We start from the raw sequence: 14,008 nt of genomic DNA, 5'->3' as shown, positions 1-14,008 counted from the left end.
AATTAAATGTAAGAAAGGATTTTATATATGGAAAAAGTACTATACCGAAGTTTAACAAGAGAAGATTATAAACCAATTAAATATCTAATAAATAAAGCCTTTGGCTTTGATGAATTCTTAAAAGACGATGCCTTTTTAGATTCAGCCTTAAATATTTATCTTCAAGAATGCATATTATCAAGTAACTTTAGTAAAGTAGCTGTAAAAAACAATAAAGTTATCGGCATTATTTTAGGAAGTGCTAAAAATGATAAAAACAAACTTAGAAAGCCCTTTAACTACCTTAGCGCTCTAGCAAGTTTACTAAAAATAGCTTTTGCAAAAAAAGAAAACAAAAAAGATCTAAAAGAATTTAGCAAAATACAAAATATCTATAATGAAATGATAAAAGACAAGGAAAATGAGTTTCAAGGTTGTATTCAACTATTTATAGTTTCAGAAGAAAGCCGTGGACTTGGAGTAGGTAAAGCCTTGTTGAATCAGCTCTTTAATTATATGACCTCAATGAAGGTAACCTCTTTATATCTATATACTGATACACGTTGTAACTATGGCTTCTATGATAGCCAAAACTTTAAGCGTTTAATGGAAAAAGAACTAAAGTTTCAAGTTGTACCTGAAACTTTAAAAATATTCTTATATGGATATACCTTCTAAAAATGAATACTTTATTCTTGAACCTAGATTTGAGCGTTAAGCAATTCTAGGTTCTATTTTTTCTTTCTAGCTTCATTTATCTTTAATTTAATCCGTATTGCGAAATTTTCTTATGACGAAGAATAATGCTATAATATACTTATAAGCAATATTTTGTTAAAACTGTAAGAAAGGTTGTTATTTTGTGATGGAAAATTTATTAAAACGGGCATTTTCATGTAAATACATGGTTAAGCCAGAACATATACTTGGTAGTCTCCCGCTAACCCGTGATGGATATACTGCTACTTTAAAAATTGCATGGCCATCCATAGTTGAAGCAATCCTTGTTTCATTAGTCGCTGCTGTTGATACCATGATGGTTGGAAACCTTGGACCTGACGCAATTGCAGCAGTTGGTATTACAAATCAGCCAAGATTTATTCTCCTTGCTGTTATCCTTTCCTTAAATGTTGGAGTAACGGCAGTTGTGGCAAGACGTAAAGGAGCAGATGATATTAAAGGTGCAAATAGCTGTTTAAAACAATGCTTGATATTGAGTCTCATATCCGGAACCTTACTTGCTTTAGTTGGAATTCTCTTTGCCAGGCCTCTTTTAGCTTTTGCTGGTGCTAACGTTGATATAATTGACACCTCTGTTACATACTTTAGAATCATTCTACTAGGTATGATTTTTAACTCTGTTTGTCTCACTATTAATGCAGCTCAAAGAGGAATAGGAAATACTAAGATTTCCATGTATACAAATATAACTGCAAATATCGTAAATGTTATATTTAATGCGCTTTTAATTAATGGTCTTTTCTTCTTTCCAAAATTAGGTGTTACAGGGGCCGCTATTGCAACTTCTTTGGGTAACATCATTGCCCTCATTATGGCAATACGCTCTGTTGTGAAAAATCGTGGCTTTCTTGATATAACTACTAAAATTCCATGGTCCTTTGACAAACAGACTATATCTAGTGTATTCAATGTAAGCAGCAGCGCTATGGTTGAGCAGGTATTTTTAAGGATAGGCTTTTTCTTATACGCTAAAATGGTAGCAGCTCTAGGTACAACATCCTTTGCCACTCACCAAATTTGTATGAACATATTAAATCTTTCCTTTGCAGTAGGTGATGGATTTAGTATTGCAGCCTCTTCCCTTGTAGGTCAAAGTTTAGGTGCTAAAAGACCCGATAAAGCCATGCTTTATGCTAGTATTACTCAAAGACTGGCCATTATTGCTTCAACCATCCTTTTCTTCTTCTTTATTTTTGGAAGAAATTTCTTAGTTGGACTTTTTACAAAAGAAGCAGAAATAATTCAGCTGGGCTCTATAATCTTAATAATCATAGCCTTTACTACCCACATTCAGACCTCTCAAGTAATAATCTCTGGTGCTCTTAGGGGAGCTGGAGATACAAAATATGTTGCACGTACCTCTTTCATAAGCATAGCAATTGTAAGACCCCTATTAACCTGGCTCTTATGTTTTCCTGCTGGCCTTGGGCTTATTGGTGCATGGATTGCAGTATTTATCGATCAAAATATACGTCTGATTATTAATATGTTACGCTTTAGAACTGGGAAATGGACACGAATCGAACTATAAGTTTATATTTTATAATAAAGAAGCTGTCACTAATAGTGACAGCTTTTACCTCTTTTTATACAATTAATTTTACTTTATATAATCTTTTAAATCCTTCGGTAAGAAAACCTCGTCCATTGCTACCTTGAACCAATAAGTAAACTTTTCTGGATGATTGTTAATTTCCTTTTTCAACTCATCACAACTAATCCACATCCACTCTTCTACTTCTTCCTTATTAATTTCAGGTTCATTTTCATAATACCCAACAAAAATATGATCTAATTCATGTTCAATTAAATTATTATCTAAATGAGCATGATATAAGAATGACTTTATTTCTTTCAGCTCACAATCAAATCCCATCTCCTGCACAAGTCTTCTATGCACTGCTTCCTCTAAAACTTCTCCAGCATTTGGATGACTGCAGCAAGTATTTGTCCAAAGACCTCCAGAATGATATTTATGAAGTGCTCTTCTTTGAAGCATCATTTCGCCCTTATTATTAAAAACGAAAACTGAAAACGCCCTATGAAGCTTCCCCTTCACATGAGCTTCCATTTTCTCTATGGTCCCAACCTCTCTATCATTTTCATCAACTAATATTATCATTTCATTCATCGAACTACTCCTCATTTACAAATTCATTTATTTATATTCTATTAATACTCTATATACCTATAGCTTATTATTTATAACATCATTTTTCAATAAGTATATTATATTTCACGTAATAATATTATAGATTAAGAGTTATAAGTCCATATATCAAAGTTACTACTATTTACATAAGCATCATTTTTATATCCGTAACTGACAAAATATATACTTTTTAATAAAAATTTTAGTAAATTTTCAAAAATATAAAAAAACATATTGCAACACAGCAAAATTTATGTTATAAAATTAACAGACATGTTCTATAACACGTTCTATTTTTTATATTTTTTTATTGTATGGAGGGGACCAAATGGGAAAAAATCATTTAAGAAGAAGTAAAAAAACCATATTAGTTTTAGCATTAGCTTTAACAATGGCAACTTCTTCCTTCGTAGGTTGTTCATCTAAGAACACACCTGACAAATCTTTAACTTATAAGCCTGGTACATATTCAGCTACAGTCAATGGTATGCATGAAATGACCATATCAGTAACTGTTTCTGAAAGTGAAATCACAGATATCAAAATCGATCACACAGAAACTCCAGGTATTGGAGAACCGGCTGTAAAAACAATATCAGAAGAAATACTTGAAATTCAAGGTCTTGGGGTTGATACAATCTCCGGAGCAACTTTAACAAGTAATGCAATTGTTGAAGGTGTTATTAACAGTTTAAAGCAAGCTGGCCTTTCTGATTCAGATATTGAAGCTTTACGTGAAATAAAAAAAGAAGTTTCTAAAGAAGATGATCAAGAACTAACAGCCGACGTTGTTGTAATTGGTGCTGGTGGTGCTGGTATGGCTGCTGCTGTTACTGCACATCAAGCTGGCAAAAGCGTTGTAGTCATAGAAAAGACGGGACAAATGGGTGGAAATACTATCCTTTCTGGAGGTGCATTAAACGCTGTTGATGACGGTAGTGAAACTGCTGCTGCAAATAATGACAGTGTTCAGCACCATTACGATCAAACTTTTAACGGTGGAGATCAAGAAGGTAATCCAGTTCTAGTAGAAACTTTAACTGAAAATGCTTGGGACGGTGTTGAATGGTTAAAAAGTCTTGGTATGGAATTCTATGATGAACCTTTCACTGTAACTGGAGGTATGTGGCCACGTGCGCATAAACCAGTTGAACCAGAAGGAACTGGATTTTTCAAAACATATCAAGAATATATGGACAAAAATCAAGGTATAACAATGGTTTATCATACAACTGCTGATGAATTAATTGTTGAAGATAGCACCGTAACTGGTGTAAACTGTACTGGAAAAACAGGAAACAAAATTACTGTTAAAGCTAATAATGGAGTTGTGTTGGCAACAGGCGGATTTGGACAAAATGTAGAAATGCGTGAAGAAGCAAATAAAATACTTAATAAATGGCCTTCTCTTGGTGATAACATATTAAGTACTAATACAAGTTCAATAACAGGTGATGGTATTAAAATGGCTGAAGAAGTTGGTGCAAACCTTGTTCAGATGGGCAATATTCAATTATTACCTTTAGGTGATCCAAACACTGGAAGTCTTTCTGGAAATATAGAGCATTCTGTTGAAAGCCGTATTTTTGTTAATATCGAAGGAAATAGATTTGTTAATGAGGCTGGGCGTCGTGATGAAATGACTCTTGGATTATTTGCTCAGCCTGAAAATAAAATGTACATAGTTATGGATAGTGATTCTTACCCTACTGGTGATGAATTAAATAACTTTGGTGAAACAATAAATGACTTAGTGGCTGCTGGAAGAGCGGTAAAAGCTGATACTTTAGAAGAATTAGCTGAGAAAATCGGTGTTCCTGCTAAAAACCTAGTTGCAACTGTTGAAGAATATAACCGTTATTGTCAAGGCGGAGATCTTGAAGGACAAACTGATGAGTTTGGACGTTCATTATTTGTAGATACTAATAAAGTACACAACGGAATCAACAATGGTCCATTCTATGCTGCAGTTCGTATACCAACAGTTCATCACACAATGGGTGGAGTGGAAATCAACGAAGCTACAGAAGTTATTGATACAAATGGTAATGTAATCTCTGGATTATATGCTGCTGGTGAGGTTACTGGTGGAATCCATGGAAGTAACCGTTTAGGTGGAAATGCTTTAACTGATACCGTAGTATTTGGTAGAATAGCAGGTACAAATGCAGCTTCATTTACCAAGTAATAATTAGTTTAAAAATAATTATATCAACAAGAATTAACCCCTAATTAATTTAATATTATATGTTGGGCAGGTCTAAACATCATGGTTTAGGCCTGCCCTTGCAATTATATTAAAAAGTGGTATTATTAGTTATGTTATTGTTAAAATTAAAAGATAATTAGCATATGTAGATTTCAACTATCTAAAGGAGTATTAAATGAACCCAACTAAAAAATTTATAGCTCGCAAACAAGAACTTTTTTCTAAAATAACAGAATTAATAAACGCTGAAGGCTACGAAAATATAACTATTAGAGGAATATGTAAAAAGCTAGATATATCTACAGGAACCTTTTATCACTATTTTTCAGAAAAAGGTGACCTTGCCTGGGCTCTCTTCTCAGATATAGATGACTTTTTCTCTAATGAAGTTCTTTCACAATTCAAAGAAGATGAAGTAGAAAATTTAAAACTCTTCTGTACCTGTTATGGAAAGTACAACATTAGAAACGGAGTTGAAACAAGCCGTTGTATTAATATGGCACCACTTAAGAATAATTCAGTTAATTACTTGGATGAAAACAGAAAAATCTTTAAAGTTCTTAAAGATTTATTAATTCGAGGTGTGGAAAAAAAACAATTTAATTCTTCCATTGATCCTGAAGAAACTGCCAGAATGCTAATGGTCCTACTTCGTGGTTATAGCTCTGACTGGGCTAAGCATGACGGGAATTATGATTTAGTTTCATCCATAGAAAAGTTTATTGTTTTATTTAGTAAAAGTTTAACTCTAAATCCTCAGTAGTTCTTGAATTAAGTAAAAAAGCCCGCAATAAACATAATTTATTACAGGCTTTTTTTTACTTTACTCCCTATATATATTATACCATAGCCTTATATATATAATCTAAAAATGGATGAAGGAACTCTCTCAGTTCTTCCTTCATCCATTATGTTTTATTTTATAATATTTTCTTTTAAAACTGTTATAATTTTTTCCTTTCCTACAACAACCCTTGGAATTTTAATTTGATTTTTAGAAACTTCTCCATTAATTAAAAGTTCTTTTATCTTATTAAAAGTATTTCTTTTCAGCAAAATAATCTTAGGTCTTCTTAACTTCTTACTTTGTCTAGCTCTTCCATAAGCCAAATTAGCCAAAGAAAGCTCCTTATCAAATTCAGCTTCTAAAATGCTGTTTTCTTTGTATTCATCGCTTATTTCTAAATAAATAATATATCTTCCTGGGCTAATAGAATTATCAGGATAAGTAGTATAATCAATTAATTTAATTTTTAAATTATCAACCATTTTAAGAATAGCATTAGTAAGATGTTCTTCGGTAGTTTTCTCAGATACCATATTTAAAGCTTGATTTTTACGATATAAGAACTCAATTGAAGGTGTACTATTAAAATAATCTACAACCTTAACTACATCCCCTAACCTATAACGATATAATCCAGAATAATTAGTTAATATTATTTCATACACTCCACCTTGGCTTAACTCATCTATACATAAAGTTCTAGGATTTTGACAATTAAAATCTTTCTGCTCTATAAATTCATAAAATACCGTGTCTGGGATAATTACATATTCAACTTTTTTCACATAAGGATTAATACCTATAGTGCCTTCTGAGGCTGCATAAATTGGTGAATACACTGGAAGGTTATCAGTATAATAATTTAACATCTCATCATAAATGGAGAAATTCGCTCCTGTAACTGTTCCAATATAAGTTAAGTTAGGCCATACTCTTTTGGCAATACCCTTAAATCCCTTTTTAAATTCTAAAGTTAGATCGTCTGCCCTATAAGCATCTGGGGACAAATACTTATTTAACTTTTTTCTTACGTCCTCATTTAAGTTTAAACTTCTGCTTATCACGCCTCTTTTTATGTCTCTTACTAGCTGTAAACTATATTTCTCTAATACTCTAAATAAATCAACTACATTTGAAATAAACACTCCATTAATAAATAAAAGGGATCTCTCCTTTAATGCAAATAATAAATGCAAATAGCTAGCCACCTCTTTATCTTTTACCTTCATGACCTCAATAGGTGAAGTGTATAAATAAGGTAAAATCGGTTCGATGGCGTTTATTCCACCTGAAGTTGCTGAACATATAGGAATTCCACCTTCCGTATAATTTGTATTTGTAATATCTGCCAGCATTAATCCTTTTTCATAATTCCATTGTTTCTTAAACTCATTAAAAGCATATCTATTTATTAAAAAAGCCATATACTTTGATGGAATTCTCCGACTTGTAGTTGTTGTTGGGATTAACTTTTGCTTTCCAGTTGTGCCTGAAGTATGTGAAAAATACTCAACTTCATCACTAGTTAATATATTTTTCTCGCCCCTTGCCATTCTTTCAATATAATTTTCATAATAACTATAGTCTGTTATAGGAAATTTCTCTTTGAAATCTTCCACCGTATTAATATTTCTAAAATCATATATATCTCCAATAACAGTATTCGAATTTTTCTTTAAAATTTTAATTAAAATTCTTTCATTTACCTTTCTAGGATTTTTAGTGTACTTTTTAAATTTTCCTTCAATAGGTGTTCCCGTGTATACTAAAATCCTATACAGAGCTTTGTTTATGATACTCGTAATAACACACTTCCTTAGTAGTTTTCTATATTTATTTTATGAAAAATATTAAAATGTGTTATTATATTCCTAATATAGCTAATATGATAATTCTCTATTAAAAGATGCTATTTTATTAAAAGAATAAATGCAAAAGACAATCCTATTTGAACACTCTCCCTCAATAAACAGGTATGTTCAATCTAAGATTGTCTTTTTTTCTATTTCATTAGTTTACATATGCCATTTGAAAATTCAACAGGATCAGCCACTGATAATCCTTCAATTAATAGCGCTTGGTTATATAATAGCTCTGTATATAAATTAAACTTTTCTTTATCATTACTGAAAGCATCTCTTAATGCATTGAATACTTCATGATTCGTATTTATCTCTAATACCTTATCCGCTTTAACTCCTTCACTGTCAGGCATAGAATTTAATACCTTCTCCATCTCGATTGTTAAATCACCTTCATTGGCTAAGCATACTGGGTGATTTTTTAATCTCTTTGATGTTTTTACTTTTACTACTCTTGAAGCTAAAACATTCTTCATTGCTTCATATAATTCTTTATTATCATCATCTTTAGAACTTTCATTCTCATTATCTTTCTCTTCTATTCCTAAGTCACCACTTGATACTGATTTAAATTCTTTTTCCTTATAATTCATTAACATTCTTATTGCAAATTCATCAATATCTTCTGTGAAGTATAGAATCTCATACCCTTTATCTGCAACAAGCTCTGTTTGTGGAAGTTTTTCAATTCGTTCTATAGATTCTCCTGATGCATAATAAATGTATTTTTGATCTTCTGCCATTCTTTCAACATATTCAGCTAAAGTTACCATTTTCTTTTCTTTAGAAGAATAGAACATTAACAGATTTTGAAGTACCTCTTTATCCTTTCCAAAATCACTGTATACGCCAAATTTCAAGGTTCTTCCAAAGGCCTTATAGAATTTCTCATAGTCATCTCTATGATTCTTCAACATATTTTCTAATTCACCTTTGATTTTATTTTTAATATTTTTAGCTATTAATTTAAGCTGTCTATCATGCTGCAATACTTCTCTTGAAATATTTAAAGATAAGTCTTCTGAATCAACTATCCCTTTAACAAAACCAAAGTAATCAGGTAATAAATCTCCACACTTATTCATAATAAGGACTCCTTTTGAGTAAAGCTCAAGTCCTTTCTCATACTCCTTTGTATAAAAATCATAAGGCATATTTTCTGGGATATAAAGAATTGCATTATAGCTTATTGCACCATCTACGCTTATATGTAAATGCTTTAATGGATTATCAAATCCAAAATGCTTTTCTTTATAAAAATTTTCATAATCCTCTTTAGTTAATTCATTTTTATTTTTTCTCCAAATTGGAACCATGCTGTTTATTGTTTGTTCTTCAACATAATCCTCGTATTCATTCTCTGTTCCTTCTTTAACCTTACTTCCAGTTATATCCATCTTAATTGGATATGTAATGAAATTTGAATACTTCTTAATTAAGTTTCTTAATGTATATTCATTTAAATATTCATCATAGTTCTCATCTTCGTTGTTATCTTTAAGTTTTAAAATTATATCTGTTCCAACTGTAGCTTTCTCACATTCTTCGATTGTATATCCCTCTACTCCAGTTGATTCCCATTTATAAGCTTTATCGCTACCAAAAGCTTTACTTATAACAGTTACATTCTCTGCAACTAAAAATGCAGAATAGAACCCTACTCCAAATTGACCAATTATATCATGACCATCTTTTTCTTCATTTTCTTTTTTGAATTGTAAAGAACCACTTTTTGCAATTACTCCAAGGTTATCATCTAGTTCTTCTTCAGTCATTCCAATACCTGTATCTGATATTTTAATTTCTCTATTATCTTTATCTATACTTATTTTAATAAAATAGTCATCCTTATTAAATGTTAAAGACTCATCAACTAATGCTTTATAATACATTTTATCAATAGCATCACTAGCATTAGAAATAAGTTCTCTTAAAAATATTTCTCTATGGGTGTAAATTGAATTAATCATAAGATCTAATAATCTTTTGGATTCTGCTTTAAATTGTTTCTTTTCCATACTAATATCTCTCCCTATCATTAAACATTTTGTTAGCACTCTAAATACTTGAGTGCTAATCACATATCTTTTATATATCATATTTAAAAAATTATGTCAACAAATCACCATACTGACCTTTTTTCCCTTATTATAATGTTCACCATTGATTTTTCAATATTAAAAGCAGGTCATTAAGACCTGCTTAACAATATCTTTATAAATTTTTAATAAATTCAAACAAATCAATAGCCGCTTCTCTAGGACCATCCTTTTCTTTTCCAGGCAGCCCAAGACAAGTTTTCATCTCTCCTACCCTCACTCCCGTTTTAAAGAATTCGTCAAAAAATCTTTCTATTAATATGTCCGTTTCCTCTTGCCTTTGGTAAGGACCAAAAGGATTTGCAAAATATGATTTAACTAGTCCCATCTCCGAAGTAGTTCCCTTTGCCATTCTTGCTCCATCTCTGCATACCTTAATTGCATCCTCAACCGATGTAAAGTATTCAAGAGTTCCTTTTCCTTCTTCAACAGCCTTATAATTGTTTGCATAAAGGAATAAATCTATTGGATATCCCTTCATTATTTCCTTATAACTTGCAACAGGCATAACAAGTCTTGCATTAGTCTTATCAGGATTCATAAATATACTTCTATCAATCTCTTTAAAAGCATATCCCTGATCTAAATCATCTAATCGAACAAAAGCGCCTATTTCTGTTCCATAAGCTAACGGCTTTCCGCCATGCTCATCTAATTTCACCCATCCCATATCATCAAATACAATAGTCATATCACTAATATAATCTTCACTTAATCCTCTAAAAGCTTCAAGTGATTCGGACTTACCAGCTCCACTGTCACCCATAATTACAACATTAGCAGACTTTCCACTTTTAAGAACCACATTAACCATGGCCCCGTGAACTGGGAGATTTCCTCTTTTGATCATAATTAAATTATGGAGAGTCAATGTCATCTTCTTCATGTAGCCAAAATAATCTATAGCATCATTGTGATTAATATATCCTAACATTATGTTGTTTTTTATATCATCGTAGAATAATGTTTTACTTTCACTGCTATCATCTCTAGCTCCAAACACAAATACTATATCCGGCTTTTTACCTCTATAATCTTCTTTTCTTGCCATTTCAAATAAATTGCAAAGAGTTACACCATGGGCCATTAAATCCCTATGAAAATATATAAACGCTGTCAACTCTCCAACTTTTGCAGGATAACAAAAAAAGTGTTCTTTATCAATATAACAGTCACTTAATGGATTTTTAAATATTTCTTTAAAGTAACCGCTTCTTGTGTTTTTCTTTGGATAATTAATAAATGGTGCTTCTAATATTATATTACTTATAAAAGGAATATCCTCTAATATCTCATATTCATAAGGACATGGCCAAACAGTGTTATTCAATATTAAGCCAGCATTTGCTCCAGCAGCTAACTGCCTATATACTGACGGTTCTGAAGATAAAACACTCTCTTGTACTTTACGGTATAAATCTAAAACAAGTTTTGAAAATTTATTGTTTGCATCCACGAAACTTACAGTGGCTATACCATCAGCTACCCTTACATTATGAACTATAGAATATCTTTCTAGCCTTCTCCAATAGCCATAAAAATCCTCAACAAAATCAAAGAATTTATCACTATCATTAAGAACTGAGCCAAACTTAGCATTTAATGTAATTATTTCACTTGATTTTAAAACAGTTAGAAGCCTAAATAAATCAATTAATTCATCTACAAATTCTTCATCTGAATTAACATGTTCTAAATTTTGTTCTAGATACTTATATAAATTAGAATTTCTACTTTTTATTCTATTGCAATAGGATATTAATACCCTTCTAAACCCATAGCTTTTTAATAACTTTTCGATAGTGTCACAATATTTTGCTGAAAAATTCAACATTACCTTGTCATTGCTTAATGAAAATTCTTTCTTCATATGAATCCCCCCATTTTTAATTTAGAAACTGTAAAACTGCAAATTATGTTAATTAACTAATTAATCTACTTTTATACCATAGAAGTACAACAGATTTAAAATCAATTAATCAAAAAAAAACTCTCTACATTATACATTATATCACTAAAAATAAAAGTTTTATTATATTAAAAATTAATTAACTGAATATTCAATTTTTGTGAATTTTGCTATATTATTCCCTCACTTAATTATTTACAATGTTTTTCTAATTATATTTGTTAATCTGTTTATTCTTTAGCAAAATAATCAATTTAAATTTATAACATCCACCTACTTAATAAGGGAAACCCTAGTTCTAAATCGTTACATTATCTTCAATAAAATTAAATATTTGTAAACTTTTATAAATTATAATCTTCTGAATCAAAGAGTATGTTATAATTTTATCAAACAATTCGTGATATTATTATATAATTTATTTTATAGGAGGTTAAATTTATGAACAGATCTGAATTATATGAAGACCTAAGTGATATCATTGCCTCATACCAATACCACGGTGATGTAGAAACAAATGAGCATAATCTAGATGCTTCAGACCTTTATTGTATGCTTACAAAAATTCATGCAAACTGGCATTCAATTGTTACTGATTAAAATAACGGATAACATTATCTTGACTCATATTTGTAATTAGAAGAGTACTTAAAATTATTGTACTCTTCTCTTTTTATCAAGTTAGTTAATTCATTAACATATTTACTTATCAATTTTCTTTCCCATGAGAGATCAGCTATTGTAAAATATTAACTATTACAAATTTATCTACTTTAAATTTAATGTATATTTTAAAATAATAAAATCCCTCTTAGTGATATTACTTACTAAGAGGGACTGTTTTAAAGACTTGATTAAATATCAATTGGGTTGTTTTTAATTCAATTACCTTTTAAACCAATTCTATATTTTATAAATTATAGTGGAATTATTCCTACAGCTACAGCTGCAACTACGAATATTACAAATATCCCAATTGCCCATTTTGCCACATATCTTTGCCACTCTCCCATATCTACACCTGTCAATTGAAGTAATAAATATATGAAAGCTACTAGAGGGCTTAATAAGTGGAATGCTTGCCCTAATAAGGAAGCAGCACCTATTTGTAAACTTGTAAATCCAAATTGTGCACCCGTTTGAGCAAGTACTGGAAGAACTCCAAAATAGAATGCATCGTTAGATAAGAAGAATGTTCCTGGTATACTAATTATTGCAGTAATTAAACCAAAATGTTTCCCCATTGAAGCTGGCACTAAAGCAACTAAGTTTTGTGCGATAGCTTCAGCCATCTTAGTTTCTGTTAATATTCCCATAAATACACCAGCTGCTAAAACCATGATTAAAACTTGCATTGCAGCTCCTGCATTTGTTTCAATAATTTCTCTTTGGGTTTTTAATTTAGGATAGTTAATTAATAATGCTATAGCAGTACCAATTTCAAATATTATTGCTGCTGGAATTTTACCACTGATTAAAGTTGCAACAACAATAATAGTTAAGATAAAGTTTACTATTATCAGTTTTGGTCTTTTTAGAGCAGCTTCTTCAGCACTTATAGATGCAGCTATTTCATCAACAGCTATTTCTGAGTTTTTTACACCTAACCTCTTACGCTCTTTTAATCCTAAGTAGTAAGCTACAAAGATTACATAAATTACTGCTAAAATCATTCCTGGTATCAAAGGTCTAAAAATTGCACCCCCATCAAGATTTAATACAGCCATTACACGAGCAGTTGGACCACCCCATGGAATTAAATTCATAATTGAGTTTTGCATAATAATAATTGCTGCTAAATACATCATTTTGATGTCAAGCTTCTTATAAACAGGAATTAAAGCCGAACAACAAATCATTGTAGTAGTTGAACCATCACCATCAAGTGATACGATAGCTGCTAAAATTGCAGTTCCTACTAAAACTTTTAGTGGGTCACCCTTTACAATTTTCAAAGTTGCATTTACTAAAGGATCAAATACCCCTGCACTTATCATAATTCCAAAGAATAGAATTGCAAATAATAACATTGCAGCTGTTGATGAAACACTTTTTACCCCTGTCAAAGCAAATTCCCCGAGTTCAAGACCAAACCCACCTAGAAGTCCAAAAACAACTGGTACAGTTATAAGTGCAGTAAACGCTGTCATTTTCTTGCTCATTATAAGTACCATAAATGTGATTACCATTGCATAACCTAGAAAAGCTAACATAATAAACCCTCCTCAAAATATTAACAATTTATGTATTTATTTGTTAATATTAGTTTA

10 protein-coding genes are annotated in these 14,008 nt (G+C 30.9%); 5 read left to right on the top strand and 5 right to left on the bottom strand.

Annotation, left to right across the window (positions count from 1 at the left end; genetic code table 11):
• Nucleotides 1–27: 27 nt before the first annotated feature.
• The gene (locus BN1075_RS14290; protein WP_040193894.1) at nucleotides 28–657 is read left to right on the top strand and encodes a GNAT family N-acetyltransferase; all 630 of its coding nucleotides are present in this window, start codon (nucleotides 28–30) and stop codon (nucleotides 655–657) included.
• A gap of 226 nt (nucleotides 658–883) precedes the next feature.
• Nucleotides 884–2,251: an MATE family efflux transporter gene (locus BN1075_RS14285; RefSeq protein ID WP_197072324.1), complete on the top strand. Its 1,368-nt coding sequence runs from the start codon at nucleotides 884–886 to the stop codon at nucleotides 2,249–2,251.
• A 69-nt stretch (nucleotides 2,252–2,320) separates the two neighbouring features.
• On the opposite strand, the gene idi is transcribed toward BN1075_RS14285, so the two are convergent.
• Entirely contained in the window at nucleotides 2,321–2,851 is a 531-nt protein-coding gene (gene idi / locus BN1075_RS14280; RefSeq protein WP_040193892.1) for an isopentenyl-diphosphate Delta-isomerase, read from the bottom strand.
• A 349-nt stretch (nucleotides 2,852–3,200) separates the two neighbouring features.
• Between idi and BN1075_RS14275 the strand changes: the two genes are divergently transcribed.
• Both BN1075_RS14275 and BN1075_RS14270 read left to right on the top strand, forming a co-directional pair.
• Nucleotides 3,201–5,060 (top strand): flavocytochrome c, encoded by a 1,860-nt coding sequence (locus tag BN1075_RS14275; protein WP_040193891.1) that lies wholly within the window; start codon nucleotides 3,201–3,203, stop codon nucleotides 5,058–5,060.
• A 196-nt stretch (nucleotides 5,061–5,256) separates the two neighbouring features.
• Nucleotides 5,257–5,844, top strand: coding sequence for a TetR/AcrR family transcriptional regulator (locus BN1075_RS14270; protein WP_040193889.1), 588 nt, complete (start codon nucleotides 5,257–5,259; stop codon nucleotides 5,842–5,844).
• Between the two features lie 152 nt (nucleotides 5,845–5,996).
• Here BN1075_RS14270 and BN1075_RS14265 read toward each other — a convergent pair whose 3' ends face one another.
• The 3 genes from BN1075_RS14265 to BN1075_RS14255 all read right to left on the bottom strand — a co-directional run bounded on the left by BN1075_RS14265 (nucleotide 5,997) and on the right by BN1075_RS14255 (nucleotide 11,699).
• Nucleotides 5,997–7,616, bottom strand: coding sequence for a GH3 auxin-responsive promoter family protein (locus tag BN1075_RS14265; protein WP_235777848.1), 1,620 nt, complete (start codon nucleotides 7,614–7,616; stop codon nucleotides 5,997–5,999).
• Nucleotides 7,617–7,870: 254 nt separating this feature from the next.
• Entirely contained in the window at nucleotides 7,871–9,748 is a 1,878-nt protein-coding gene (htpG, locus tag BN1075_RS14260) for a molecular chaperone HtpG (protein WP_040193887.1), read from the bottom strand.
• A 196-nt stretch (nucleotides 9,749–9,944) separates the two neighbouring features.
• Nucleotides 9,945–11,699 (bottom strand): phosphoenolpyruvate carboxykinase (ATP), encoded by a 1,755-nt coding sequence (locus BN1075_RS14255; RefSeq protein WP_040193886.1) that lies wholly within the window; start codon nucleotides 11,697–11,699, stop codon nucleotides 9,945–9,947.
• A gap of 480 nt (nucleotides 11,700–12,179) precedes the next feature.
• On the opposite strand from BN1075_RS14255, the gene BN1075_RS21640 reads away from it, so the two are divergent.
• Nucleotides 12,180–12,338 (top strand): hypothetical protein, encoded by a 159-nt coding sequence (locus BN1075_RS21640; protein ID WP_156132798.1) that lies wholly within the window; start codon nucleotides 12,180–12,182, stop codon nucleotides 12,336–12,338.
• Nucleotides 12,339–12,655: 317 nt separating this feature from the next.
• Here the strand turns inward: BN1075_RS21640 and BN1075_RS14250 are convergent, their stop codons facing one another.
• Nucleotides 12,656–13,951: a CitMHS family transporter gene (locus tag BN1075_RS14250; RefSeq protein ID WP_081911611.1), complete on the bottom strand. Its 1,296-nt coding sequence runs from the start codon at nucleotides 13,949–13,951 to the stop codon at nucleotides 12,656–12,658.
• Between the last annotated feature and the right edge of the window lie 57 nt (nucleotides 13,952–14,008).

Origin of the sequence: Clostridium culturomicium (genome assembly GCF_000821305.1) — a bacterium.
GTDB lineage: Bacteria > Bacillota > Clostridia > Clostridiales > Clostridiaceae > Clostridium_J > Clostridium_J culturomicium.
Note: the sequence above shows the minus strand (reverse complement) of the source record. Positions and strands in the feature narration are given on the sequence as shown.

Bases quoted from the DNA above. Each gene is read 5' to 3' on its own strand.
- BN1075_RS14290 (WP_040193894.1), top strand. From the start codon at position 28: ATGGAAAAAGTACTATACCGAAGTTTAACAAGAGAAGATTATAAACCA.
- idi (WP_040193892.1), bottom strand. From the start codon at position 2,851: ATGAATGAAATGATAATATTAGTTGATGAAAATGATAGAGAGGTTGGG.
- BN1075_RS14285 (WP_197072324.1), top strand. From the start codon at position 884: ATGGTTAAGCCAGAACATATACTTGGTAGTCTCCCGCTAACCCGTGAT.
- BN1075_RS21640 (WP_156132798.1), top strand. From the start codon at position 12,180: ATGAACAGATCTGAATTATATGAAGACCTAAGTGATATCATTGCCTCA.
- BN1075_RS14270 (WP_040193889.1), top strand. From the start codon at position 5,257: ATGAACCCAACTAAAAAATTTATAGCTCGCAAACAAGAACTTTTTTCT.
- BN1075_RS14255 (WP_040193886.1), bottom strand. From the start codon at position 11,699: ATGAAGAAAGAATTTTCATTAAGCAATGACAAGGTAATGTTGAATTTT.
- BN1075_RS14275 (WP_040193891.1), top strand. From the start codon at position 3,201: ATGGGAAAAAATCATTTAAGAAGAAGTAAAAAAACCATATTAGTTTTA.
- htpG (WP_040193887.1), bottom strand. From the start codon at position 9,748: ATGGAAAAGAAACAATTTAAAGCAGAATCCAAAAGATTATTAGATCTT.
- BN1075_RS14250 (WP_081911611.1), bottom strand. From the start codon at position 13,951: ATGTTAGCTTTTCTAGGTTATGCAATGGTAATCACATTTATGGTACTT.